23 protein-coding genes are annotated in these 24,529 nt (G+C 70.3%); 11 read left to right on the plus strand and 12 right to left on the minus strand.

The features are described from left to right. Window positions 1-66: 66 nt before the first annotated feature. The 3 genes from gnd to dnaA all read right to left on the minus strand — a co-directional run bounded on the left by gnd (window position 67) and on the right by dnaA (window position 4,526). On the minus strand, window positions 67-945 hold the full coding sequence (gene gnd / locus ABEA87_RS20555; RefSeq protein ID WP_345631788.1) for a phosphogluconate dehydrogenase (NAD(+)-dependent, decarboxylating): 879 nt from the start codon (window positions 943-945) through the stop codon (window positions 67-69). A 29-nt stretch (window positions 946-974) separates the two neighbouring features. Beyond that, the gene (dnaN, locus tag ABEA87_RS20560; RefSeq protein ID WP_345631790.1) at window positions 975-2,105 is read right to left on the minus strand and encodes a DNA polymerase III subunit beta; all 1,131 of its coding nucleotides are present in this window, start codon (window positions 2,103-2,105) and stop codon (window positions 975-977) included. Between the two features lie 756 nt (window positions 2,106-2,861). Then, a complete protein-coding gene (gene dnaA, locus ABEA87_RS20565; RefSeq protein ID WP_345631791.1) occupies window positions 2,862-4,526 on the minus strand; it encodes a chromosomal replication initiator protein DnaA in 1,665 nt (554 codons plus the stop codon). Between the two features lie 564 nt (window positions 4,527-5,090). Here dnaA and rpmH point away from each other — a divergent pair. The 10 genes from rpmH (at window position 5,091) to ABEA87_RS20615 (ending at window position 12,936) form a co-directional block, all read left to right on the plus strand. After that, window positions 5,091-5,228, plus strand: a complete 138-nt coding sequence (rpmH, locus tag ABEA87_RS20570; protein WP_344085791.1) for a 50S ribosomal protein L34 — start codon at window positions 5,091-5,093, stop codon at window positions 5,226-5,228. 19 nt (window positions 5,229-5,247) lie between these two features. Beyond that, the gene (gene rnpA / locus ABEA87_RS20575) at window positions 5,248-5,613 is read left to right on the plus strand and encodes a ribonuclease P protein component (protein WP_345631792.1); all 366 of its coding nucleotides are present in this window, start codon (window positions 5,248-5,250) and stop codon (window positions 5,611-5,613) included. 11 nt (window positions 5,614-5,624) lie between these two features. Then, window positions 5,625-5,876 carry a membrane protein insertion efficiency factor YidD gene (gene yidD, locus ABEA87_RS20580; RefSeq protein WP_345631793.1) on the plus strand — a complete coding sequence of 84 codons (252 nt, stop codon included), beginning with the start codon at window positions 5,625-5,627 and terminating at the stop codon, window positions 5,874-5,876. A gap of 18 nt (window positions 5,877-5,894) precedes the next feature. After that, window positions 5,895-7,145 (plus strand): membrane protein insertase YidC, encoded by a 1,251-nt coding sequence (gene yidC / locus ABEA87_RS20585; RefSeq protein ID WP_345631795.1) that lies wholly within the window; start codon window positions 5,895-5,897, stop codon window positions 7,143-7,145. A 127-nt stretch (window positions 7,146-7,272) separates the two neighbouring features. After that, entirely contained in the window at window positions 7,273-7,833 is a 561-nt protein-coding gene (locus ABEA87_RS20590; RefSeq protein ID WP_345631796.1) for a Jag family protein, read from the plus strand. 3 nt (window positions 7,834-7,836) lie between these two features. Then, complete coding sequence (gene rsmG, locus ABEA87_RS20595) at window positions 7,837-8,607, plus strand: 16S rRNA (guanine(527)-N(7))-methyltransferase RsmG (protein WP_345631798.1); 771 nt, start codon at window positions 7,837-7,839, stop codon at window positions 8,605-8,607. A 384-nt stretch (window positions 8,608-8,991) separates the two neighbouring features. Beyond that, window positions 8,992-10,053 (plus strand): ParA family protein, encoded by a 1,062-nt coding sequence (locus ABEA87_RS20600; protein ID WP_425570931.1) that lies wholly within the window; start codon window positions 8,992-8,994, stop codon window positions 10,051-10,053. Next, window positions 10,050-11,099, plus strand: coding sequence for a ParB/RepB/Spo0J family partition protein (locus ABEA87_RS20605; protein ID WP_345631800.1), 1,050 nt, complete (start codon window positions 10,050-10,052; stop codon window positions 11,097-11,099). The genes ABEA87_RS20600 and ABEA87_RS20605 overlap by 4 nt, the downstream gene beginning before the upstream one ends. A gap of 144 nt (window positions 11,100-11,243) precedes the next feature. After that, entirely contained in the window at window positions 11,244-12,008 is a 765-nt protein-coding gene (locus tag ABEA87_RS20610; RefSeq protein WP_345631802.1) for a GNAT family N-acetyltransferase, read from the plus strand. 34 nt (window positions 12,009-12,042) lie between these two features. Continuing rightward, window positions 12,043-12,936: a hypothetical protein gene (locus tag ABEA87_RS20615; protein ID WP_345631804.1), complete on the plus strand. Its 894-nt coding sequence runs from the start codon at window positions 12,043-12,045 to the stop codon at window positions 12,934-12,936. A gap of 849 nt (window positions 12,937-13,785) precedes the next feature. Here ABEA87_RS20615 and ABEA87_RS20620 read toward each other — a convergent pair. Together ABEA87_RS20620 and ABEA87_RS20625 are read right to left on the minus strand one after the other, a co-directional pair. Beyond that, a complete protein-coding gene (locus tag ABEA87_RS20620; protein WP_345631805.1) occupies window positions 13,786-14,745 on the minus strand; it encodes a D-alanine--D-alanine ligase family protein in 960 nt (319 codons plus the stop codon). Between the two features lie 67 nt (window positions 14,746-14,812). Next, on the minus strand, window positions 14,813-16,156 hold the full coding sequence (locus ABEA87_RS20625; protein ID WP_345631807.1) for an aminotransferase-like domain-containing protein: 1,344 nt from the start codon (window positions 16,154-16,156) through the stop codon (window positions 14,813-14,815). A 196-nt stretch (window positions 16,157-16,352) separates the two neighbouring features. Here ABEA87_RS20625 and ABEA87_RS20630 point away from each other — a divergent pair, with 196 nt between their 5' ends. Next, window positions 16,353-17,012, plus strand: a complete 660-nt coding sequence (locus ABEA87_RS20630; protein ID WP_345631809.1) for a GNAT family N-acetyltransferase — start codon at window positions 16,353-16,355, stop codon at window positions 17,010-17,012. 56 nt (window positions 17,013-17,068) lie between these two features. Here ABEA87_RS20630 and ABEA87_RS20635 read toward each other — a convergent pair whose 3' ends face one another. The 7 genes from ABEA87_RS20635 to ABEA87_RS20665 form a co-directional block, all read right to left on the minus strand. Then, window positions 17,069-18,229 (minus strand): N-acetylmuramoyl-L-alanine amidase, encoded by a 1,161-nt coding sequence (locus ABEA87_RS20635; protein WP_345631811.1) that lies wholly within the window; start codon window positions 18,227-18,229, stop codon window positions 17,069-17,071. 325 nt (window positions 18,230-18,554) lie between these two features. Further along, window positions 18,555-18,878: a thioredoxin gene (gene trxA / locus ABEA87_RS20640; RefSeq protein WP_345631813.1), complete on the minus strand. Its 324-nt coding sequence runs from the start codon at window positions 18,876-18,878 to the stop codon at window positions 18,555-18,557. Window positions 18,879-18,975: 97 nt separating this feature from the next. Further along, window positions 18,976-19,908 (minus strand): thioredoxin-disulfide reductase, encoded by a 933-nt coding sequence (gene trxB / locus ABEA87_RS20645; protein WP_345631815.1) that lies wholly within the window; start codon window positions 19,906-19,908, stop codon window positions 18,976-18,978. Between the two features lie 112 nt (window positions 19,909-20,020). Then, the gene (locus ABEA87_RS20650; protein WP_345631817.1) at window positions 20,021-21,025 is read right to left on the minus strand and encodes a hypothetical protein; all 1,005 of its coding nucleotides are present in this window, start codon (window positions 21,023-21,025) and stop codon (window positions 20,021-20,023) included. Further along, window positions 21,022-21,645: an RNA polymerase sigma factor SigM gene (gene sigM / locus ABEA87_RS20655; RefSeq protein WP_345631819.1), complete on the minus strand. Its 624-nt coding sequence runs from the start codon at window positions 21,643-21,645 to the stop codon at window positions 21,022-21,024. The genes ABEA87_RS20650 and sigM overlap by 4 nt, the downstream gene beginning before the upstream one ends. A gap of 45 nt (window positions 21,646-21,690) precedes the next feature. Beyond that, complete coding sequence (locus tag ABEA87_RS20660; RefSeq protein ID WP_345631821.1) at window positions 21,691-23,232, minus strand: protein kinase family protein; 1,542 nt, start codon at window positions 23,230-23,232, stop codon at window positions 21,691-21,693. A 418-nt stretch (window positions 23,233-23,650) separates the two neighbouring features. After that, window positions 23,651-24,421: a DeoR/GlpR family DNA-binding transcription regulator gene (locus ABEA87_RS20665; RefSeq protein WP_345631823.1), complete on the minus strand. Its 771-nt coding sequence runs from the start codon at window positions 24,419-24,421 to the stop codon at window positions 23,651-23,653. Window positions 24,422-24,529 lie beyond the last annotated feature (108 nt).

Raw genomic sequence — 24,529 nt, forward strand, 5'->3', positions numbered from 1 at the left:
GGCACCCTGTCCTTCACCGGCACCGCCGGTGGGCCGACCTTGGCGGCGCCACCGGCGGTCGGCGGGTTAGCGGGTTTCCTTCTTGACGGCGTGGCCGCCGAACTCGTTGCGCAGGGCGGCGACCGCCTTCATCGCCGGCGAATCCTCCTGCCGCGAGGCGAACCGGGCGAACAGCGAGGCGCTGATGACGTTCAGCGGCACGGCGAGCCGGATCGCCTCCTCGACGGTCCACCGGCCCTCGCCGGTGTCCTCGGCGTAGCCCCGCAGCGCGTCCAGCTTCGGGTCGGCCTCGAGCGCCCGGTCCAGCAGGTCCAGCAGCCAGGACCGGATGACCGTGCCCGAGCGCCAGGACTTGATCACGGCCGGCACGTCGGTGACGTACTCCGCCGCCTCCAGCAGCTCGTACCCCTCCGCGTAGGCGTGCATCAGCCCGTACTCGATGCCGTTGTGCACCATCTTGGCGTAGTGCCCGGCGCCCACCGGGCCGGCGTGCGCGAAGCCGAAGTCACCCTCGGGCTTGAGCGCGTCGAAAATCGGCTGAGCCTTCGCGACGTCCTCGTCGGAGCCGCCGACCATCAGCCCGTACCCGTTCTCCAGGCCCCAGACGCCGCCGGAAACGCCGACGTCGAGGTACCCGATGCCGTGGCCGGCCAGCCGCTGCGCCCGGGGCTTGTCGTCGACGAACTTCGAGTTCCCGCCATCGATGATCAGGTCGCCTTCGTGCAGCAACTCGATCAGCTTGTCGATCGTGTCCTCGGTGACCTGCTGCGGCACCATGATCCAGATGACCCGGGGCATGGTCAGTTTCGCCACCATGTCGGCCAGTCCTGGAACATCGCTCCTCTGCGGGTCCGGGTCGTAACCGATGACCTCATGCCCGGCGCGGCGAAGCCGCTCGCGCATGTTGCCGCCCATCCGGCCGAGGCCAACCAGGCCAAGCTGCATGGCGTGTTCTCCCTTGTTGCGTTGTTGGACTAAGCACCGATCCGAATCGGCATGATCAGATACCGGTACCCGGGGATGATCTCCCCATTCTCACTGGCCGGCGCCAGCACCGCAGGCTTGCGGGGGTCGGTAAGGGAGAGCACCGCGGTCGGCCCGTCCAGCGCGCCGAGCCCCTCCAGAAGGTACCCGGGGTTGAACGCGACCTGCATCGCCTCGCCCTCGTACGTGCAGTCCATCGCCTCACTGGCCCGCGCGTCCTCGGTGCCGCCCGCCTCGACGACCAGCCCGTCCTCGCTGAACGACAGCCGCACCGGAGTGGTCCGCTCGGCCACCAGCGCGACCCGGCGGACCACCTCGACCAGCGCCGAGACCTGGAACCGGGCCTGCGCGCTGTGGTGATCGGGCAGCAGGTTGCGCACCTTGGGGAACTCGCCGTCGAGCAGCCGGCTGGTGCTGCGGCGGGCGCCACCGACGAAGCCGATCATGCCCTCGCCCATCCCGCCCCGGGCCAGCGCGACCGTCACCTCGCCGCCGATGGGGCCGAGGGTCTTCGCCGTGTCGGCCAGCGTCTTGGCCGGCACCAGCGCCTGGAGGCTGGCGTCGGAGGTGTCCGGACGCCACTCCAACTCCTTGATCGCCAGCCGGTACCGGTCGGTGGCCAGCAGCGTCATCGTGGAGCCCTCGAGCTCGACCCGGACGCCGGTCAGCAGCGGCAGCGTGTCGTCACGGCCGGCGGCGACGGCCACCTGAGCCACGGCCGAGGCGAAGGCAGCGGCGTCCACGGTGCCGGCGGTGGCCGGCATCTCCGGCAGCGTCGGGTAGTCCTCCACGGGCATGGTCGGCAGGGTGAACCGGGCGCTGCCGCACACCAGCTCCAGGTGCGCGCCGACCGCGGCCACGTCGACCGGCTTGGCCGGCAGCGCCTTGGTGATCTCGGCGAGCAGCCGGCCGGAGACCAGGGCGGCGCCGTCCGCATCCGGCGCGACCTCGACCGAGACCTGCGTGGAAACCTCGTAGTCGAAGCCGGACACGACCAGCTGGCCGCCGGCCACCCGCAGCATCACTCCGGCGAGCACCGGGACGGAGGGGCGGCTGGGCAGGCTCTTCGCGGTCCACGCGACCGCGTCGGCGAGCGCGTCGCGCTCGACTCGGAACTTCATCTCGTGCCCTCCCGATCCAGGCTGGCGGCATGGTGGTCAGCGGCGGCCGGGGCCGCCCTGCGGTTGAACTCCATCGTTTGCCCTTCGCACTGTATGGCGAACCGACTTCGGGCGTGCACCGACCCCGGCAACTTTGGCACCCGGTCCTTTCCACACGCTGATGATTGTTTTTGGTTTTCTTAGAAGATCTAATTCATAGTCTTCTTCGGTCCTGTGCGTTCTGTGGAGAAGTGCCGTTCCTGCTGTTCAGACGTTGTTTCCACACGTGAGGAACTTGTGGAACAAGGGTGTTGAGAACGCCTACTTGTCCCCAAGGCGGCCACCTCGGTCGAGGTTGTCCACGGCTGTCCACCGGTTGTCCACCGGTTATGCCCAGGATTTACCCCCAGCTGTGGGGAAACGTCGTGCACAAGCCGTCCACCGGTAATCGGACACGTCCACATGACGTCCACACCATGTCCCCAGGGTCGGTCCACAGTCTGTGGACGAGCGTGGCTCATTGTGGATGGCAACGCACAGGGTGTGGATTAGTTACGACACCTGTTGACGCCGTCCGGGGCGTCCGGCCGGGACGCCCCACCGGCCGTGGACGCACGTTGCCCGTTCGTGCGGTCGCACATCGTGTCGCGTCCCGCCGCCGCCGCGTCGGCAGAGGCCGTCGGAAGGAGAGCCGACGGCGACCGCTAGAGAGAAACAAGTACGCCCGGACGCGGGCCGCCACGGCGACTCCCCGCGGGGCCGCGTCCCGGAGGCTCGTCAGGGAGTCTGCTTGATCCGATTGGTTAGCTCTGCGATCTGGTTGTACAACGACCGCCGCTCGGCCATCTGTTGGCGGATCTTCCGGTCGGCGTGCATCACCGTCGTGTGGTCGCGCCCGCCGAACGCCTGGCCGATGCGCGGCAGCGACAGGTCGGTGAGCTCCCGGCACAGGTACATCGCGACCTGGCGGGCGTTGACCAGGACCCGGGAACGGGAGTGCCCGCGCAGGTCCTCGAGGCTGACCCCGAAGTAGTCGGCGGTCGAGGCCATGATCTGGTCGGCGTTGATTTCCGGGCTGGTCCCGTCCGGGATGAAGTCGCGCAGCACCTCCTCCGCCAGGGAGAGCTGGACCGGCGAGCGGGTCAGGCTCGCGAACGCGGTGACCCGGATGAGCGCGCCCTCGAGCTCCCGGATCGAGTTGGAGATCCGTGACGCGATGAACTCCAGCACGTCCGCGGGGGCGGACAGCCGCTCCTGGGCCGCCTTCTTCTGAAGGATCGCGATACGCGTCTCCAGGTCCGGCGGTTGGATGTCGGCCAGCAGGCCCCACTCGAAGCGGGTGCGCAGCCGGTCCTCCAGGGTCGCCAGCTGCTTGGGGGACCGGTCCGACGTGATGACCAGCTGCTTGTTGGAGTTGTGCAGGGTGTTGAAGGTGTGGAAGAACTCCTCCTGGGTGCGCTCCCTGGTCTCCAGGAACTGGATGTCGTCGATCAGGAGGATGTCGACGTCCCGGTACCGGCGCTGGAACGCCTGGGTCTTGTCGTCGCGTAGGGAGTTGATGAAGTCGTTCGTGAACTCCTCGGTCGACACGTAGCGCACCGACTTCGCGGTACCCAGCGTCGTGGCGTAGTGCCCGATCGCGTGCAGCAGGTGGGTCTTGCCGAGCCCGGAGCTGCCGTAGATGAACAGCGGGTTGTACGCCTTCGCCGGAGACTCGGCGACCGCGACGCTGGCCGCGTGTGCGAACCGGTTCGAGGACCCGATGACGAACGTCTCGAACATGTACTTCGGGTTGAGCCGGTTGCCACCGTCGCTCGACGGGATCGGGGAACGCCGGTCGTCCCGGCCGGTACCGCCTCCTCCCGACGTCAGGGCGGGCGGATGCATCGGCACCGACGGACTGGTCGGGGCGCGCTGCATCGGTGGGGCGGGCGCCAGGCTCTGGTACGAGTTGGGCTGCGCCGGCAGGGGTCGCCCATACCTCTGGTCGTACCCGAGCTCGTATCCGCTGCGCGGCGGTGGGATCGAGGCCTCTTCGGTGAGCTCTCCGCCGATCCCCGGGTCGCGCAGCAGCGCCGCGTCGAACAGGGTCGGCTCGGAGACCCGAGCCGTCGGTACCTGCTGGACGTACGCCGGTACCTCGGGTACCGGCGCGGGCATCGGCACCGGTTGGGGCGCCGGGCGCGGCGGCTCCTCGGGGGCCCGCACGGTGACCGCGACCTGGATCGCGCGCCCGAGCCGCCGGGACAGCGCCTCGGTGATGGCGGGCCGCAGCTTGGACTCGATGACGTCGCGGGTGAACGCGTCCGGCACGGCCACCAGGGCAGTGTCCTCGACAATCGCGCGCAGCCGAGTCAGACGCAGGTAAGCACGGTGCTGAGCCGAGACGATCTCATCCGTCGCCGCCGCCCACACAGCACCGAGGTCATCTGCATCCGCCACTGCTGAACCCCCTGTTATCCCCACGCCAATCCCCCACGGCCTTACACATCGCGTCCACAGTTCACGCGAGTCGTCCACAGCTTTTCCACAGGCTGTGAATCGACTTACCAGCAGCGTGGAGAGCGATCTCCCCGGCCGTTCAAATCTGATCGCCGCACCCGTCGTCGCCGCGCCTACCTGGGCGATTCCTCATTCGTCCGGCTCAGTCTCCGCTCGGCGCGGGCCATGCCTCGTCGACATCACCGGCAAGCGGGCAGGTTAACAGCGTTGTCCACACCCACTCAACCGTTGTCCACATGCTTGTGTCACGCTTGTCCACACCTGGGGGCTATGCGGGTGCGCCAAGTTGTGCAGGACACACCGTTCGTTTTTGCCCGGTTACCGGACGTATGGGCGGCCGTCGCGGTACGCGGCCCGGCCGGGGTACCGTTTGGGCTGATCAGGGGTGCGGCTGGTACGCTGACTCAGAAGCGTGCCCGCAAGTCGGTCACGCCGAATTGTTTCTGCACCTTACGGACTCCGTCCGGCGACGTGTCGCCGGACAGCCTTGAGACGGAGCTCGACGTGAGCAAGCGCACGTACCAGCCGAACAACCGCCGGCGCGCGAAGACCCACGGCTTCCGGCTGCGCATGCGCACCCGCGCCGGGCGCGCGATCCTCTCGGCGCGCCGGTCTAAGGGCCGCGCCCGCCTTTCGGCCTGAGGGCCGCTAGGAGCATTGGGTGTTGGCCGCCGCCCAGCGGCTCCGCCGCCACGGTGAATTCACCGCGACGGTTCGGGGTGGTGGGCGCGCGGGACGCGGCGCGATCGTCGTGCACCTGATGCACCCGGAGGTCGGCAATGAACCGGTGCGCCCGGCGCGTGCCGGTTTTGTCGTGTCCAAGGCCGTCGGCATCGCCGTTGTCCGGAATCGCGTGAAGCGGCGACTGCGGGATTTGGTCCGTGAGCGGATCGGCGACCTGCAACCCGGAACAGACCTTGTAGTGCGGGCGTTACCCGGAGTGGCCACCCGTTCGTATTCGCAGCTAGCGGCGGACCTGGACGGCGCACTCGCCGCCGCCAGTGCCCGCGGGAAGGTGCGACGATGACCGTCCACCACATGCCTGCGAGATCAGGGCGGACCAGGCTCGGTGCGAAGGTGCTGACAGTACCCATCGTCGCGTACCGTCGTTGGATAAGCCCGGCACTGCCGGCCCGCTGTCGGTTCTACCCATCTTGCAGCGCGTACGCCCTTGAGGCGATCGCGACACACGGTGCGCTGCGTGGACTCCGGTTGGCGACCTGGCGGCTGCTGCGGTGTCAACCGTTTAACCCCGGCGGGTACGACCCGGTGCCGCCGATCCGACATTGACGTAACTGGAGTATCGACGTGCTGGATCCGCTCTACAGGGCGATCTCCTGGATTCTGCTGGAGTGGCATGCTCTGTGGAACCTGGTGTTCCACGGCAGCTCCTTCCTGGGCACAACCTGGGAATGGGTGCTGGCGGTCGTCTTCCTGGTGCTGACGATCCGGGGCATCCTCTTCCCGGTCTTCGTCAAGCAGATCAAGTCTCAGCGCGCGATGCAGGCCCTGGCCCCGCAGATCAAGGAGCTGCAGGCCAAGCACAAGGGCGACCGGGAGACGCTCCAGCGGGAAATGATGGAGCTGTACCGCAAGGAGAAGGCCAACCCCCTGATGGGCTGCCTTCCGATGGTGGTCCAGATCCCGGTCTTCATCTCGCTGTTCCACGTCCTGCGGCACGTCAAGCCGTCCATGCCGGTGGCGCTGCAGACCCTGTACGGATGGAGCGTCTCGCAGTTCCAGAGCGCCTCGCACGCGAAGCTGTTCGGCGCACCGATCGCCGCGTCGTTCCGGTCCAGCCACTCCGACCTGATTGCGATGCACGCCAACGGCACGACGGTCAAGCTCGTGGCCGGCGTCCTGATCGCCACCATGATCGTGACGACGTTCATGACGAGCCGTCAGATGATCCTGAAGACGGGCTGGTCCGAGGATCCCCAGCAGAAGATGATCCAGCGACTGATGCTCTTCGGCATCCCGGTCTCGCTGTTGATCTCCGGCACCCTGTTCCCCATCGGTGTCGTCATCTACTGGACCACCACCAACCTCTTCTCGCTCGGCCAGCAGTTCTGGGTGCTGCGCAAGTACCCGCCGCCGCCGAACGCCAGCAAGGCGGCGGCGGCTGCTGGTAAGCCGGGCGCGGCCAAGACCGCCAAGCCGGGCGTGAAGACCGTGCCGACGGCGGCGGCCAAGGCGCTGGCCCCGAAGCCGGGCGCGAAGCCGATGGCGAAGAAGGCGGGCACCCCCGGGGTGAAGAAGGCCGCCGTGCCGGCCCCCGCCGACAAGGTCGACACCCCCGTGGACACGCCGGTCGACACGCCCGCGGTCAAGAAGACCGGTACGCCGAGCGTCGCCAAGAAGACCGGCACCCCGGGCGTCGCCAAGAAGATGCCCGCCCGGCCGAGCCGAGCCGCCGCGGCGGCCAACGGCTCGAAGCCGGTGAACGGCGCGTCGGGCACCAATGGGACCCCGGTCGATGACGCTCCGAGGCTGGGCCAGAAACCTGGTGCCAAGCCGGTGAACCCGAAGAAGGGGTCGGCCAGGCGCCTCTCGGGTTGATGCGATGCGGCCCGCGGACCCAGCGGTCCGCGGGCTACGCGGCGCTCCCCGAGCGAACAGACATCCTCGAACCGGTGCTCGATCGGCGGCCGGGGGTAGTGGATCTCAGTAATCCGGAGATGACAACGTGACCGAAACAAGCAGCCCTGCCGCGACGGATACGGAAAACGCGGGGGACGCGGAGATCGCCGAAGTGACCGAGGAGTCGACCTCGGCTCCGACCGGCGAGGGCGACCTCTTCCGTCAGAGCGAGATCGCGGCCGACTACGTCGAGGGCCTGCTGGACATCCTCGACTACGACGGCGACATCGACGAGCTCATCCAGAACGGGCGTCCGGTCGTCGAGGTGGTCGGTGGGCGGCTGCAGGCGCTGGTCGGGCAGCGCGGTGCCACCCTGGAGGCGCTGCAGGAGCTGACCCGGCTGGCCATCTTCCGGCAGACCGGCTCACCCAGCCGCTTGCTGCTCGACGTGGGCGGGTACCGCGCCGCGCGGCGCAAGGAGCTGGGCGCGATCGCGAAGAACGCGGCGGAGAAGGTCAAGGAGTACGGCGAGCCGGTGCGGCTGGAGCCGATGTCGGCGTTCGAGCGCAAGTGCGTGCATGACGTGATCAACGCGCTGGCCGGTGTGGAGAGCGAATCCGAGGGCGTTGAGCCGAGCCGGCGGATCGTGGTCAGCCCGTCGGCATAACCGGTGTCTGATACTGATCTTCCCGAGTCGCCGTTGCCCCTTCCCGAGTCGCTGTTGCCGGCGGCTCGGGCGCTCTTCGGCGATCGGCTGCCGTTGGCCCGCCAGTACGCCGATCTGCTTGCCACCGACGGTGTGCTCCGCGGCCTGATCGGACCGCGCGAAGCTCCCCGCATCTGGGACCGGCACCTGCTCAACTGCGCGGCCATGACGGAGCTGATCCAGCCCGACGCGCTGCTGGTGGACGTGGGCTCGGGCGCCGGCCTGCCGGGCATCGTGCTCGCGGTGGCGCGCCCCGACCTCACTGTCGCGCTTGTCGAGCCACTCGCTCGGCGAACGGTGTTCCTCGACGAGATGGTCGACAGACTCGGCCTTGGGGCGCAGGTGTCCGTGCTGCGCGGTCGCGCCGAGGAGTTCGTCCGAGGTCCGCTGTCCGGGCGGCTGTCGCCCGCCGACGTCGTCACCGCCCGAGCCGTCGCTCCGATCGATCGGCTTGCCGCGTGGTGCCTGCCGCTGAGCGCGATCGGTGGGCGACTACTCGCGATCAAGGGCGCCTCGGCCGCCGACGAGGTCGAGGAGCACCAGGACGCGGTGGGCCGGCTCGGCGGCGGCGCGCCTCTGGTCCGCCGGTGCGGCGTCGGGCTCCTCGATCAGCCGGCGACGGTAGTGGAGATCGTCCGGGAGAGGGCGGTCGGTGGAACCGGCCGTGCACGCGCGGCGAGCGGACGCGGTGACCCGCCCCGTGGGCGACGGGGTGGCACGGCGCGATCGCGCTGACGGGTCGTTGAGAATGGACGTACCGCCACCCGATTGCTTCCGGGAGCCTGAGGCGGCCGGTAGTGCCAAGAGCGGAGCGGGAGTGGCGTGGAAAACTCGGACAGCGGGGTCGAATCGACCCGCCGGTCGGATGGGACCGGCTTCCCCGCACGACCGGGTGATTCGAATGATGGCGTCGATACCGGCGGACTCTCGGACATCGGTGGCCTCTCGCACACGTCAAGCCGTAGGCTTGCCGCGCACCGCCGCGTTTATTTCCGGCGTGGTCCACGAGATCGTCGGTCAGGTCCATCCACAGCGGGCAGGGATGACAGCGTGCACGAGACTGGTTCTTTCAGCTCACATGGCACCGGCTCTCCGGAGCCGGAGTACGACGGCTGGGCGGTGGGTGCCGGGGGCGATCCGCAGGTCGATTCCCGCCCCCGTTCTGACACCGGGTACTCCGGAGGGGCCGCCGCGACCGTTCCCCCGGCGTACGACTCGACTCCGCCGGTTCCGTCTCCCCGGGCGGCGCCCAATGGGACCCCTCTCGGCGCCGGGGCGCCCGACGCTCAAGCGAATGTTTCACGTGAAACCGATGACCCACCCCTTGCTCAGGAGGCCGAACGGGCTGTGAAGGTACTCAACCCGAGCGGCGAGATCACCATGCCGCGGCCCGCTCATCGCCGTGTCATCGGAGTCGCGAACCAGAAGGGCGGGGTGGGCAAGACCACCACCGCGGTCAACATCGCCGTCGCCCTGGCGCTTCACGGCAACCGGGTACTGGTCATCGACCTCGACCCCCAGGGCAACGCGTCGACCGGACTGAACGTCCCCCACCACGTGGGTGTGCCGGACGTGTACGACTGCCTCATCGACAGCGCGCCGCTCGCCGAGGTCACCCAGCAGGTGGATGGCATCCCGAACCTGTCGTGCGTGCCGGCGACCATCGACCTCGCCGGCGCCGAGATCGAGCTGGTCTCCGTGGTCGCCCGCGAGTCCCGGCTGGCGCGCGCCATCCAGGCGTGCCAGACCGAGTACGACTACGTCTTCATCGACTGCCCGCCCTCCCTCGGCCTTCTGACCGTCAACGCGTTGGTGGCCGCTCAGGAGGTACTGATCCCGATCCAGTGCGAGTACTACGCGCTCGAGGGCGTGCAGGCGCTCACCAGCAACATCGCTTTGGTGAAGTCGCACCTGAACCCGGCGCTGGACATCTCGACCGTGCTCCTCACCATGTACGACCGCCGGACCCGGCTCGCCGACCTCGTCGAGCAGGATGTTCGCGCGCACTTCGGGGACAAGGTCCTGCACGCGGTGATCCCCCGCAACGTCCGGGTGTCAGAGGCGCCGAGCTACAGCCAGTCGGTCATGACCTACGATCCCGGGTCCAGGGGTGCGATCAGCTACTTCGAGGCCGCTCAGGAGATCGCCGAGCGGGGAGCCCGGGTAGGAGGACTGGCATGAGTAAGCCAAGGGGGGGCCTGGGCCGGGGGCTCGGGGCCCTGATACCCACCGCCGCCCCCGTGCCGGCCGCACCGCCCCCACCGGCCGATGTCCCGGTACAGCCGGCCGGCGCACCGGATCCGCAGCCCGAGTCTCCGGCGTCTCCGGCCGTCGAGTCCGGCCAGCCGGCGCCGGCTGGTCCTGCCGCCCGGGTCGAGGTCGTCGCGGACCAGGACGGACTGGCGCCGGTACCGGGTGCCCGGTTCGCCGAGGTTGCGGTCGACGCGATAGTGGCGAACCCGAAGCAGCCCCGGACCGTCTTCGACGACGAGGCGCTCGACGAGCTGAAGGTGTCGATCCAGGAGGTCGGCTTCCTTCAGCCAATCGTGGTCAGAGAGATCGGGCCGCAGAAGTACGAACTCGTCATGGGCGAGCGTCGGTGGCGGGCCGCCCAGGCGATCGGTCGCGAGGCGATACCGGCGATCATCCGGGACACCCGCGACGACGCGATGCTCCGGGACGCCCTACTGGAGAACATCCACCGGGCGAACCTGAATCCGCTCGAAGAGGCGGCGGCGTATCAGCAGCTGCTCGACGAGTTCGGCGTGACACACGAGGAGCTGGCCCGGCGGATCGGCCGCAGCCGGCCGCAGATCTCCAACACGATCCGGCTGCTCAACCTTCCGGCTCAGGTCCAGCGGCGGGTGGCCGCCGGGGTCCTCTCGGCCGGGCATGCCCGGGCACTGCTCGGCATGGAACACCGCGACCGGCAAGAGGAGCTCGCCACCCGGATCGTGGCCGAGGGACTGTCGGTCCGGGCGACCGAGGAGCTGGTCGCGCTCGCGGCGTCGGAAGGCCCCGCCAAGCCGGCGGCCAAGCGGCGGGCCAAGGCACACGCCCCGGCCCTCACCGATCTGGCGGAGCGGCTGTCCGATCGCTTCGACACCCGCGTGAAGGTGGACATCGGTCGGAGCAAGGGGAAGATCACGATCGAGTTCGCGACCGTCGACGACCTCGAGCGGATTGTCGGCATCATCGGCGTAGAGGGCCGCGGCGGCCAGGGCTGACGCGACCACAAACTGGAGGCCCGCCGTTTTCGGCGGGCCTCCGTCTGTCCACAGAAGTTATCCACAGGGCGCTCCGTTTCACGTGAAACCGCGCGTAAAACGGGGTGAGGGCCTGTGGACGACGGTTTGGGAGACTGCCCAGTCATGGTGGGTTACGAGATCCATGCGAGGAACGCGGCGGCGATGTGGTGGGCGCTGGCGGACGGGCACGGCGAGCTGCTCGCGTGGACGCGGCAGCTTCGGATCTTGCGCGCCTCCCCGTACCACGCGCTGCGGGGCATCGTCCTCGACGCCGGCCACGCGTCGGCGGAGACCAAAGCGAGGGTCAGCGCCCTGATGCTCCCACGCGTCGAGCTGCCCCGCCGGATCGTGGAGGATCCCAGCGGCACCCTGGACCTCGAACCCTTCGGATTCGAGCGGCGATTCCGGATGCCCGTGATGGTGCGCCCCCCGGAGGCTCGGTCGGTTGACGGCGAGCGGAGCCCGGGTCCGGTGGAGATCGTGGGCGACCCCGATACCCTCGGCGCAGCCGAGCAGATCATCGCGGCGGTGTTTCCGCCGGCGCGGCTCGAGCCGGAGATGTTGGGTCGCACCATGCCGCCGCGGGTGCTCGGCATCCCCGGTTGGCAGGTGTGGCTCGGTCGGCGCGCCGACGTACCGGCCGGGGCGGCGTACACGTACCACGACGGGACGAGCCTCGGCGTGTATCAGGTGGCGACTCTGCCCGAGCACCGGCACTACGGAGTCGCCCGGGCGCTCATGGAGAGCATCCTCTCCGCCCATCCGGACGTGGCCGTGACGCTCACCGCGACGGAACAGGGGCGTCCCCTATACGAGAGTCTCGGCTTCCATGCGGTCAGCGAGGCGGTCTGGTGGGTTCCTTCCTCTGTCGGGTGCCCCATCGGGTGACGACATCGGCGCCCGGCTCCGCTAGGTTTGTCTCGTGCCCGACACCCCTGCCAAACTCCCGGACTTCGTTTCCTGGCCAAGCTTTCCGTTCGAGGGCGACCTGCGGGTCAAGCCGCTGGAGCCGATCGCCGATCATGAGCCCCCACGACAAGGCGAGGACGCTGGCAGCTGCCTCGCGTGTAGCGCTCCGGACGAGGCCTACATCTGGGTGAGTGAGCGCTGGCGGGTGCGCGCGATGGATCGCCCCACCGGTCTGCCCATGGTTCTCATCCTCGAGTCGCGCTCGCACCTCGACCTGGGAGACCTGCCGAACCTGCTCGCCGCCGAGCTCGGCGTAATGACGGTCCGCCTGGAGCGTGCGATCCGGTCGCTGGACGGCGTGGCCCGGGTTCACGTGAACCGCTGGGGTGACGGTTCGGCTCACCTGCACCTGTGGTTCCTGGCCCGGCCGCTCGGCCGGCTGCAACTGCGCGGCTCGTTCCTGTCTCTCTGGGACGAGATCCTGCCGCCGATCTCCGAACCGCAGTGGCGGGAGAATCTCGCGCTCGTCGCCGCCTGGCTCGCCGAGTTCGGTGGCCGCCCGTTGGCCGAGCCGCCGCGGATCGAGTGGCAGGCACCATCGACGTTCAAGTCCGAGATCGTGGCCGACACCCCGGGCCCGTCCGGGCCCGAGATCGTGTCGAGCGCCGAGGGCTCCGGCGCGACGCCGGCCGAGGACCGATCCGGTGAGGCTCGAGTGCTTCCCGGCGCAGCGCCCGGGGACACAGCATCGACCGAAGGGGCCGGCGTGGCGACCGGGAGCGAAGCCGCCCCTCGTAACCGCCCGACGCCCGGCATCCCGAAGCCCGTCGTTCCGAGCACCGTGCCCTCTCCGGGCAACCCGCCGACCCCGGGTCCCCACCCGGCCGCGTCTCCCGCGGTCTCCTAGCGGAACCTCGGCCGGGCCGGCGGACCGCAGGGGCTGCGGCCGCCTCCGTCCCGCCGGGTCGACGGGCCCGCCGGTCCTTCGGGAGTCGTCGGGGCCTGCCGAAGTCGCCAACCCTTGGGAGTCACCGGACTCTGGAAAGTGGCCGGGCCTGGCGGGATCGATCGGGCCGCCGGAATCGCCGGGCCGATTCGTCCGTCGGATCGTGGGAGCCTGAGCTTCGCCCGGCAGGCCCGACCCGCCTGATCCGCACCGCCACTCCATCGGTCCCGCCCGGCCCGCCACACCGGCCCCGCCCGGCGGCGAACCACGCACGCCCCGGCGGCGCGGTGGGCGGCCGGCCGACGCTGTGGCCAGACCTCGCCTAGGTCTCGCCCGGATGCGCCGACCCGATGGGCTGGTCGGACACCGAATCGCGAGGATCGAGTTCGGTCAGGACTCGGCGCCGCCGGACGACACTCCGCCGGATCGCGAGGGCCGAGTTTCGCCAAGGCGCGCATCGTCACCGGGCCGATCGTCCGGCGGTCCGCACCGGCTGAGCGCTGCCTCTCCTCGACGGAGCCCGACCGCCTGACGAAACCCGACGGACTCGACGGCCGGCGGGCGCAACGGGATCGGTGGGCCCGGTGACCCAACGGATCGACGACTTCGGCGGGCGATCGGGATCCGGGCGCGATCGGGATCGCGGGCAGCGCCGAGGCGCGTGACCGCCGCGTTCTGGGCCAAGGCTCTGAATTCGGTTCTGGCGACACACCACCGTCTGCCCCGGCAAACCAACATCCCGCCGAATGTTTCACGTGAAACGGCCCCGCTCTCAGAGCGGGGCCGTTGTCGTTTCTGTCGAGGCTTGCCCTACGCCGGGCCGTCGGCTCCCCGCTCGATCGCGCGGTTCACCAGAGTCGCGAGCAGCTTGCCGAGGTCCAGCCCGGCGGCCCCGACCGCGAGCGGCAGGAGCGACGTCTCCGTCATTCCGGGTGCCACGTTGACCCCCAGCACCTGCACCTCGCGGCCCTCGCCGACGATCAGGTCGACCCGGGAAAGGTCCCGCAGCCCCAGCGCGGTGTGCGCGGCGACCGCCAGGTCTGCCACCGAGGCAGCGAGCTTCGGCTCGAGCCGGGCGGGCGCGTGCCAGGTCGTGAGCCCCGCGGTGTACCGGGCGGCGTAGTCGTACACCCCGTTCTGCGGAACGATCTCCACGGCCGGAAGTGCGGTCGGCCCCTCGCCCGTGTCGATGACCGACACCGCGATGTCCACCCCGGGTACGTACCGCTCGACAAGCGCCGTCTGGTTGTACGCGAAGCAGCCGACCATGGCGGCCGGCAACTCGCCGGCCTCCCGGACGACGGCCGCGCCCAGTCCGGAGCCGCCCTGCGCCGGCTTCACCATCAACGGCAGGCCGAGCCGGTCGACGATGCGATCGAGCACCGCAACCGCACCGAGTTCGGAGAACCGGTCGTGCGGCAGGGCTACCCAATCCGGCGTGGGGATGCCGGCTTCCCGTAGTACGGCCTTGGCCGACGGCTTGTCCCAGGCGAGCCGGGACGACCGCGCGTCGCAGCCGACGTACGGCACCCCGCACAGGTCGAGTACTCCGCGCAGCGAACCGTCCTCGCCCGGCGCTCCGTGCAGGGCGACGATGACCGCGTCCGGGCGATCGGCCGCCAGCGCGGGAAGCAGCGTCACGTCCGCGTCGCTGAGTACCGCCTCGATGCCGACCGCCCGTAGCGCGTCGAGTACCCGGCGCCCGGAGCGCAATGACACCTCGCGCTCGTACGACAGTCCGCCGGCAAGGATCAGAACATGCGTGTCCATGGCTCTCCTGACTCCGGTCGCCCGTCCGCCGGCATAACACGGCGCGCGCCGGGCGACCGGAGGTCGATCATTCCAGACCGGGTGCGGGATGGTTCGCGGCCGCCGCGTTGAATGTGGCGGCGGGCGTCCATGACACGGCCGGCCGGGTACCCGGAGAGGCGGTGCCGAACACCTCGCGCATCTTCATCTCCTCGTCGAGGACGCCGGCCAGCCGCCGTACGCCCTCGCGGATTCGCTCCGGAGTCGGGAAGCAGTAGGACAGCCGCAGGTGCGATCCTCCCGACCCGTCGGCGTAGAAGCCGGTACCGGGGACATACGCGACCCGCGCCGCGATCGCCCGGGGAAGCATCTCCTTGGAGTGCAGCCCCTCGGGCAGGGTCAGCCACACGTAGAAGCCGCCCTCGGGGCGGGTCCAACGGGTGCCGGCGGGCATCATGTCGCTCAGCGCCGACAGCAGCGCGTCCCGGCGCTCCCGGTAGATCTCCCGGAATGACTTGATCTGCTCGCGCCAGGGCATCGTCGCGAAGTAGGTGGAGATCGTGGTCTGCGCGAACATGCTCGGGCACAGGATCTGCGCCTCGGACGCGATGACCAGCTTCTCGCGTACCGCGTGCGGGGCGAGCACCCAGCCCACCCGCATGCCCGGCGCGAACGTCTTGGAGAACGTGCCCAGGTACAGCACGCCGTCGCGGCGCCGGGAGCGCAGCGCAGGCACCGGCTCCCCGTCGAAGCCCAGCAGCCCGTACGGGTCGTCCTCGATGACCAGCAGGCCGGCGCGCTCGGCGATCGCCAGGATCTCCTCCCGGCGCGCTTCGGAGAGCGTCACACCTCCGGGGTTCTGGTACGTGGGCACGGTGTAGAGGAACTTCGCCCGCTTGCCCGCGCTCGCCACCGTGGCCAGGGCCTCGGTCAGAGCGGCCGGGATCAGCCCCTCCTCGTCCATCGGTACGTGCACCACGTCGGCCTGCGCCGCCTGGAACACGCCGAGCGCGCCGACGTAGCTCGGCCCCTCGGCGAGCACCACGTCGCCGGGGTCGAGGAAGACTCGGGAGACCAGGTCCAGCGCCTGTTGGGCGCCGACCGTCACCACCACGTCGTCGGGAGAGGCGCCGTTCGAGGCGTCGATGCCGGCCAGCGACATCACCTCGCAGATCCGCTCGCGCAGGGCGATGTCGCCCTGGCCGCCGCTGTACTGCAGGGTGGTGGCCCCGTGCTGCGGACCGCCGAGGCGGCCGAGCATCTCGCCGACGGCGTCGAGTGGAAGTGCGGAGACGAACGGTGCGCCGCCGGCCAGGGAGACCACCTCGGGTCGGCTGGTAACGGCGAACAGAGCTCGGATCTCCGACGCCGTCATGCCACGTACGCGTTGCGCGTAGCGATCGGTATAGTCGTCAAGCGTCGTGCCCGTCACGTGCCCTCCCTTGCGGCGCGGGGGCGCCGCGCTGGTCAGCGGCCGCGCTGCCACCGTACCTGCGGCCAGGCGCCAGGTGCGTTGATCGTACTCCGCTCGACATCTCCCGCAGCAGTCGTTTCCAGCGTACGATTCTGGACTTGGGACAAAGGGGGCGGCGCCTTGTCGAACTCGAAGGGTCCCGAGGGATCTGCCGATGTCGCGACGCCTGGTCAATCTGACCCTAGACACGCTGGAAGATCTGCCGCGTCCCTGCCGGCGCTGCGTCTACTGGGAACTCGACCCGGTGGCCGCGGAGCGCGCCCGCGAGGCCGGTGACCCGGGCCTGGAGAAGGAGGCCTGGGTGTCGCAGACCCTGCTCGAGTGGGGTTCGTGCGGCAAGCTCGCGTATGTCGATGGCATGCCCGCCGGTTACGTGATGTTCGCGCCGCCGGCCTACGTGCCGCGTTCCATGGCGTTCCCCACGTCGCCGGTGTCGGCGGACGCGGCGCTGCTGATGACCGCGAACATCGTCGCGCCGTTCGCCGGTGGCGGGCTGGGCCGGATGCTCGTACAGGGCGTGGCGCGCGATCTGACCAAGCGCGGGATCAAGGCCATCGAGGCGTTCGGCGACGCGAAGTTCGGCGAGCTGCCCGAGGGCGGGGGCGGCTGCCTTGCCCCCGCGGACTTCTTCCTGTCCGTGGGCTTCAAGACGGTGCGCCCGCACCCCCGGTTTCCCCGGCTGCGGCTGGAGCTGCGTACGGCGATGTCCTGGAAGTCCGATGTGGAGTACGCGCTGGAGAAGCTGCTCGGCTCGATGAGCCCGGAGTCGCTGCTGCGCCCGGTCCGCCCGGCGACAAGGTCCACCTCGTCCTGAGCCGCCGACCCTCGTTCTGAGCCGACCTCGTTCTGAGGCCGCGAGGCCCCGGAACGTCAGGGCGTGGCCGCGACCGTGGCGCGCAGCGACGAGACGTCGATCGACCCCGTCGGCACGTCGTCCTCGACCGGGTAATACATGCGCTGCACGGCAGCGACGATCGCCTCGACCACCCGCTCCCGGAACAGCGGATCGATCAGCTGCGCCCGGTCGGTGGCCGAGGAGAGGTACCCGACCTCCACCCGCACCGCCGGCATCCGGGTCAGCCTCAGCAACTCCCAGGTCTTGGCGTGGGTACGGCAATTCTGCATGCCGGTGCGCATCACGATCTCGCGCTGCACGAGGCCGGCCAGTCGCTCGCCGACGGTCGAGTTCACTCCGTTGTCGGAGCCGTAGTGGTAGGTGGCCACGCCGCACGCGTCCTGATTCTCGTTCCCGTCGATGTGCAGGGAGATGAACAGGTCGGCGTTCAGGTCATTGGCGAGCTGGGTCCGCTCGCGGTCGCCCAGTTCGGCCGCTGGCGCCGGTCCCCGGGTCAGGTACACCCGCATACCGGCCGCGCCCAGCCGGCCCTCCAGGCGGGCGGCGAGGTCGTAGGCGAGGTCGGCCTCGGTCCAGCGGAGCACCCCGTCGGGGACCACCACGCCCAGGTCGGGGCCGCCGTGCCCGGGGTCGATAACGATGGTCTTGTTGATAAGGGCCCGGCCCGACCCGTGCAGTTTCGCCATCTCACGCAGCGCCAGCGGGGCACCGCCGACCACCTTGCGACCGAGGCGGCGCAGCGCGTGCATGGTGTGCGGGCCGCAGGCGCCGTCCGGGGGAAGCCCGACCTCGCGCTGGAACGTGGCCACCGACCGGGCGGTTCGCGAGCCGTAGATGCCGTCCGCGCGGCCGACGTCGTATCCCATCTCCAGCAGGCGCTCCTGGAGTTGCCGGACGTCGTCGCCCACCAGCGGGTCGGGCACCGACTGGTAGAGGGTGCGGGCACCCAACCGCCACCGGGCGGCGTCCAGCGCGCGCCAGGTCTCGTCCCCTACCTGGCCGTCGACGGACAACCCACGGCTCTGCTGGAAGGCCCGTACCGCTATCTCGGTCTGCTCATCAAACTCAGCCCGAGCGCTCAGCTCCTGCTGTGTCGGCAGTAACTCCAGGCTACGCAGGATCGAGCGGATCTCCGCGACCGCGTTGCCACGGTCGCCACGCCGGATCGCACGCATCCTGCTCCCCTCGAAAACACGATCGGGCCCGGCCCGATCAGCGTTCAGTGGCCGTCTCTCGGCGCGATCCAAACCCCGCCCGCGCCACCCGGCCTCTCTACTTTCGGTGATACCCGCAAGCCCACCGGAGCGTACCCCCGTCACCCCACCGTCGCCCTGTATTGCGCGGCTTTCCGATCCCGCCGGAGGCCCGCCGCGTCCCCATACCCGGTGACGTCCGGCACACACGCTGTAACGGAGCGGAGACCGGGGCGCCCGGCGAGAGGCGGGTGCGGGATCGATAGGCCGCCGGCGTGGCGGGGCGCGGCTGGCGTCGAGGCGTGGATCAGAGGGCGGATTCGACGAGGCGTACCAGGTCACCCTTTGCGCGGGCGCCGGTCACCGACTGTACGGGCCTGCCGTCCTTGAATACGATCAGTGTCGGTACCGACAGCACTACGTAGGCGCGCGCAGTGTCCGGGTTGGCGTCGATGTCCAACTTCACGACCTTTACCCGGTCGCCCATCTCGCTGGCCACCTCGTCCAGCACCGGCGCTACCCGCCCGCACGGAGGGCACGACTCTGCCCAGAAATCGACCAGCACGGGCATCTCGGACCGCAGGACCTCGTCGGCGAAGGTCGCGTCGGTGACCATTCTGCTGGCTGCCATGGGACTGTCCTCTCGGTGTCTGACATCACCACGTCGTCTCCGCCGTCCGGCCGCTACCGGGCCCGATGCCCGGAACGGCCGGACCGCGGGTGGTCGGTCAGCCCTCCAGCGAGGCGATGAACCGCTCGGCGTCCAGGGCCGCGGCGCAGCCCGTCCCGGCGGCGGTGATCGCCTGACGGTAGGTGTGGTCGACGACGTCACCGGCCGCGAACACGCCGGTCAGGTTGGTGCGGGTACTGGGGGCTTCTACCCGGACGTACCCGGACTCGTCCACCTCCACCTGGTCGCGCAGCAGCTCGCTGCGCGGGTCGTGGCCGATCGCCACGAAGACGCCGGTGACGTCGAGGGTCGTCTCCTCGCCGGTCAGCGTGTCGCGCAGGCGCACCGCGCTCACCTTGCCATCGGTGCCCAGCACCTCGGTGACCGCCGAGTTCCAGGAGACCTTGATCTTCGGGTTCGCCAGCGCCCGTTCGGCCATGATCTTGCTGGCCCGGAACTCGTCGCGCCGGTGCACGATGGTCACGCTCTCCGCGAACCGGGTGAGGAAGCTCGCCTCCTCCATCGCCGAGTCGCCGCCACCGATGACCGCGATGTGCTGGCCGCGGAAGAAGAAGCCGTCACAGGTGGCGCAGGACGAAACGCCCCGCCCCAGGTACTCCTGCTCGCCGGGGACGTTGAGCGGCCGCCAGGCCGAACCGGTAGCCAAGATCACCGCTCGCGCCTGGTACTCGGTCTCGCCGATCCAGGCCCGCTTGACGTCGCCCTCCAGCGCCAGCCGGGTGACGTCGTCGGTGATGAACTCCGCACCGAAGCGTTCGGCCTGCTTACGCATGCTGTCCATCAGTTCGGGGCCGAGGATGCCGTCCGGGAAGCCGGGGAAGTTCTCCACCTCGGTGGTGGTCATCAGTGAGCCACCGGACGCGGCACCCTCGATGATCAAGGGCTTGAGGTTGGCGCGGGCCGCGTAGACCGCGGCCGTGTACCCCGCCGGTCCGGAGCCAACGATGATCAGATTGCGGATGTCAGTCAACTTCGGCTCCTTGTCCAGGACTCTCGCACACGCGCAAACGCCATCGTACGAACAGGAAATTCCCGGGAGAACGGCGCGGTGCGCCAGGTCACCCCGGCGCCTGGACGGGGCCCTACGGCAGGCTGTCGAGCAGCGCGGCGCCCCGGCCCGGCGAGCCGCAGTCCGGCCCGGCCGCGACCACCCGGGCGGAGCCGCCGGCCAGCACCACTATCACCGCGGGCTGCCCCTGGTAGCGGGCGTACTCGACGCTGGCCGGCCGGCCGCCCTCGGCGGCCATGATTGCCGCCAGGCAGCCGTCCAGAGCGGCGGGCTCGGCCAGGCGGGCCAGCCCGGTCGGCAGGTTCGGCACGGACTCGGCCTGCCGACTCGCGGCCGGTCGGCCGGAGGCCGTGGAGCCGGCCAGTGCCAGCGTGTCGTGGGTGTAGTCGGTCCCGGTGGCCGTGGTCGGCACGGCGGCTGGGCCTTGCCCGCCTCGGACGGCGGGGGCCGCCTTCGCGCCGCTGGAGGAGGAGGACACCCCCGGGTCCTTCGCGTTGTTGAGCAGCGTCAGGCCGCCGAAGCACGCCGCCACCACCGCGGCGGCCGTGGCGGCGCCGACGGCCATGCGGCCCCAGCGCCGGCGGCGAGCGAGGGATACAACCGTGGCCACGCCGCCCCCCGGCGCCGGAGCCCCGCCCGGGATTGCCTCGGGCCCGACCCGGCGCGGCTCGGTCGTGGGCGCCGGAGAAGGCGCGTTCTCCCGCGGCGCGGCCGCGGCCGGCAACGCGCCGGCACCGGCCTGCCGTGGCGCCACGCGGGGCGCGCCAGCTGCCCCGTCCGCCCCGATCGGAACCGACCCAACCTCGTGCGGACCGACCCTCCGGGCGGCCAACTCGCCGGCTGTGGCCGCGATCGCGAGATCGAGCCTGGCGGCCAGGTCCGCCGGCATCGGCTCCCCAGCGAGCCCGGAAAGTGCCTCATCCAGCCGCGGCTGCGCCGCCGACAGCCGGGCGTGCGCGCGTGCCCATGCCGGTTCACCGGCGATGAGCCGCTCGACCTCGGCGGCCTCGGCGGCGTCGAGCACTCCGGCGGCGTAGTTCGCCAGCCGGTCGAGATCGTCTTCGCTGATCGGGCTCACCCCGCCCCCTTGCCGCTCGTACCCGTCTCCGATCGGACGGTCCGGTCCGGTGCCGGGTTCCGCAGGTGGCCCAGGAGTGCCGCGAGTCTCGCCCGGCCGCGGGCGCAGCGGCTCTTCACGGTGCCCTCGGCCACTCCCAGGATCGCCGCCGCCTCGCTGACCGGGTAGCCCTCGACGTCGACCAGGATCAGGGCGAGCCGCTGCTCCTCCGGCAGTCGGGCGAGCGCGGCCCGCACGTCCAGGGCGGTGTCGGAGTCGACCGCCGGGGTGGGGACCGGGTCGGAGTCGGCCAGCGCCACGGTTGGCCGGGCCTGGCGCCGCCGGATCCGGTCAAGGCAGGCGTTCACCACTATCCGGTGCAGCCAGGTGGTGACCGCCGCCTCGCCCCGAAACCGGTCGGCCGCGCGCAGGGCCGAGATCATCGCGTCCTGGAGCGCGTCGGCGGCCTCCTCGCGGTCGCCGAGGGTGCGCAGGGCCACCGCCCAGAGCCGGTCGCGGTGGCGCCGGACCAGCTCGCCGAAGGCGGCGGGGTCGCCCGCGACGTGGGCGGCGAGCAGCGCCCCGTCGTCGAGTACCGCCGGGTCATCCCCGGGCTGTAGCGTTCCGGCCGGTCGCGCCATCACGACCCCTTAGCGTCAGTCCGCCAAGGTCGGCTTCGCCCAGGCTCAGTTCGCCAGGACCTGGAGCTCATCGATGCCGACCTGCCACTGGCCGGGCTTGTCCGTCGACTCCGGCAGCGAGGTGATCCAGACCAGCAGGTAGCGGACGGCCTGGCCGTCGCCGTCGACGAAGGTGGTGGTGGCCGGGGCGTCCGTCCTCACCTGGCCGATCGTCTTGTAGTTGGACACGGTCGACGCGTCGCCCTCTCTGGTGGAGGGGTAGTTCTCGTTGCCGGCCTTGAGCTGAACCGTGGCGCCAGGGATCGTGAAGTCGACCTTGACCAGATCGACCTTCTTGGGCGCACCCAGGTCGATCCAGACACCCATGCCGGACTTGTCATTACCGAAGTTGGCACTGTGCAGGTAGTGCTGGGTCTTCCAGGCGGTGTCCGGGTTGCCGTCGACCATGTTGGCGGCGTTGTCCAGCTCCTCCCCGTCACCCTGCGGGTCGATGATCCGAACCTGACTCCCGCTCAGCGCCACCGGTGTCGGCTGGCCGGCCGGGGGTGAAACCGCGGCGCTCGGATGGTTGGTGCCCGACGTCGCCGCCTGCGTCTGGCTGTCGTTGTCGTTGCCCGAGCCGGAGAAGACCTTGGTCGAGATCAGTAGTCCGATGAGGGCGAGCACGACCAGAGCGGCGACGCCGATCGCGAGCTTGCGACCGACCGGGCGGCGGACCTCCGGCGCGGCGGGGTCGGCGTACCTCGGCTGATTGAAGTCGAGCGGGCCGCCGTCGGAGAAGAACTCATTCTCCCGATGTTCATTGTCCAGCCGGCCCAGCTCTGCCGCGAGCACGTCCGCCGAAGGCGGCGCGAGCTCCGGGTCGAGCACGTCGGTGGCAAGGTCGGAGAGGTGTCCGGGCACCCCACCGCGGACCTGGCGCGGGGGCACCAGCACCCCGGCCGGATCGCGCACGGCGTCGGGCAGGCTGTTGGGGCCGGCCTCGCGTTGCGGCCAGTGGCAGGTCAGCGCGCAGTAGAGCACGCCGCCGATGGCCCGGACGTCGCCGTCGATCGTGGCGTTCTCGTCGGCCCTGGCGTCGGCGAGCACTACCCGGCCGTCAGTGCCGATCAGCACCGTGCCGGGATGCACGTTGCCGTGCGCCATGCCGGTGGCGTGCACCGCGGCCACCGCGCTCGCGACCGCGCTGGCCACCGACGTGGCCCGGTCCGGATCCAGGGGCGCCTCGGCCACCAGCTCGCGCAGCGAGCCGCCGTCCACCCACTCCCGGACCACATAGGCGCGGTTGCCCTCGTCGATCGCGTCGTAGACGTCAACCAGGTGCGGGTGGACCACCCGACTGGCCGCGACCGCCGCGTCGAGCATTTCGACCGCTGCCTCGCCGCCCGGGTATCGCAGCACCACCGCGACCGGTCGGCGCAGGATCACGTCGATGCCGCGCCAGACCTGCCGGCCGAAGGCGTCGTCGTTGATGTGTTCCTGGAGCTCATACCGTTCGGCGAGAACTTCACCAACCGTTGGCACACCAAAGGTCGTCAATATCCCCGGCACGCCGGGCGAGTCGGGACCCTCGTCGACCTGGGTCACCAGTCCTCCCCTCCCCGGTTGAAAACGCGCTACGCGATGCCCACAGAACAGCCTAGGCGCTCAGAGCCAGTGCCGCGTACGACCTTACCTGGGTCAAGTGACGCACCTGGGTGGCCATTCTTCGCTGTTTGCCCGTTGAGTGCCAGTCTGATCATCGGGATCTCGGCGTGCGTGTGCTCTCATCGTAATTGTCGACAAAAGGACGCGTGGGGCCACCTGTGGGTGACGCCGATGACCGGTCGACGTCGGCGGTCGGTAGCCGTGCGGTGCCGCTCAGTGCCACCGGCGGCCCGAGCTGCGGCGGTCGGGCTTAGGGGGACCGTGCTCGCCTCCGCCAAGGACCGGCTCCGGCTGCGCTCGGTCGGGCCGATGGGGACCGTGCTCGCCTCCGCCAAGGACCGGCTCCGGCTGCGCTCGGTCAATCGGCGACCAGCAACTCGCCGACCTCGGCGGCCAATTGGTCGCGGGCCGCCCCGGTCAGGCCCGAGTCTGTGATCAGCGTATGAGCGTCGTGCAGGGCGGCGATAGTCGAGATGCCGACCAATTCCCATTTGGTGTGGTCGGCGCAGACCACCAACCGCCGGGCCGCCGCGACCAGGGCCCGGTCCGTCTCGGCCTCCATCAGGTTTGGGGTGGTGAACCCGGCATGGGTACTCATCCCATGTACGCCCATGAACAGAATGTCCACGTTCAGCGACCGGATGGCGTTGACGGCGAACGGGCCGACCAGCGCGTCCGACGGGGTGCGGATGCCGCCGGTGAGCACGACCGTCTGGTCGGCGCGATGGGCTCGGTAGAACGCGTCCGCGACTGGTACCGAATTGGTCACAACTGTCAGCCCCGGCACGTCGAGCAGCAGCCCGGCGAGCACGCAGGTGGTGGTGCCGGCGGACAGCGCGATGGCGGTGCCGGGCGGCACCAGGGTGGCGGCCCGGGCCGCGATGGACTCCTTCTCGGCCCGCTGCCGCACCAGCTTGGCGGCGAACCCGGGCTCATCGGTGGAGTGCTGGTCGAGCGTTGTCGCGCCGCCGTGCACCTTGGCGACCAGTCCGCGTTCGGCGAGCGCCTCGAGGTCGCGGCGGATTGTCATGTCCGATACGCCGAACTCCCGAACCAGATCGCCGACCCGCACCCCGCCGAGCCGCTGGACCATCTCGTGGATGGCCTGCTGGCGCTGCGCGGCGAGCATCACCCCTCCTCGGGGGGAGGGACGGGGTGGTTCGCGGGGTCGAGACCGGCCGCGTCGCGCCGCCACACCGGCCCGGGCTCGCCTTCCGAAAGGTGATCGCCAGATCGG

The sequence above is a fragment of the Rugosimonospora acidiphila genome (assembly GCF_039543385.1).
GTDB lineage: Bacteria > Actinomycetota > Actinomycetes > Mycobacteriales > Micromonosporaceae > Rugosimonospora > Rugosimonospora acidiphila.

What these genes read in the sequence shown, in the direction of transcription:
- gnd (WP_345631788.1), bottom strand. Translation starts at nt 945, where the DNA reads ATGCAGCTTGGCCTGGTTGGCCTCGGCCGGATGGGCGGCAACATGCGC.
- dnaN (WP_345631790.1), bottom strand. Translation starts at nt 2,105, where the DNA reads ATGAAGTTCCGAGTCGAGCGCGACGCGCTCGCCGACGCGGTCGCGTGG.
- yidD (WP_345631793.1), top strand. Translation starts at nt 5,625, where the DNA reads ATGCCTGCGAGATCAGGGCGGACCAGGCTCGGTGCGAAGGTGCTGACA.
- ABEA87_RS20605 (WP_345631800.1), top strand. Translation starts at nt 10,050, where the DNA reads ATGAGTAAGCCAAGGGGGGGCCTGGGCCGGGGGCTCGGGGCCCTGATA.
- ABEA87_RS20610 (WP_345631802.1), top strand. Translation starts at nt 11,244, where the DNA reads ATGGTGGGTTACGAGATCCATGCGAGGAACGCGGCGGCGATGTGGTGG.
- ABEA87_RS20620 (WP_345631805.1), bottom strand. Translation starts at nt 14,745, where the DNA reads ATGGACACGCATGTTCTGATCCTTGCCGGCGGACTGTCGTACGAGCGC.
- ABEA87_RS20630 (WP_345631809.1), top strand. Translation starts at nt 16,353, where the DNA reads ATGTCGCGACGCCTGGTCAATCTGACCCTAGACACGCTGGAAGATCTG.
- ABEA87_RS20635 (WP_345631811.1), bottom strand. Translation starts at nt 18,229, where the DNA reads ATGCGTGCGATCCGGCGTGGCGACCGTGGCAACGCGGTCGCGGAGATC.
- trxA (WP_345631813.1), bottom strand. Translation starts at nt 18,878, where the DNA reads ATGGCAGCCAGCAGAATGGTCACCGACGCGACCTTCGCCGACGAGGTC.
- sigM (WP_345631819.1), bottom strand. Translation starts at nt 21,645, where the DNA reads ATGGCGCGACCGGCCGGAACGCTACAGCCCGGGGATGACCCGGCGGTA.
- ABEA87_RS20665 (WP_345631823.1), bottom strand. Translation starts at nt 24,421, where the DNA reads ATGCTCGCCGCGCAGCGCCAGCAGGCCATCCACGAGATGGTCCAGCGG.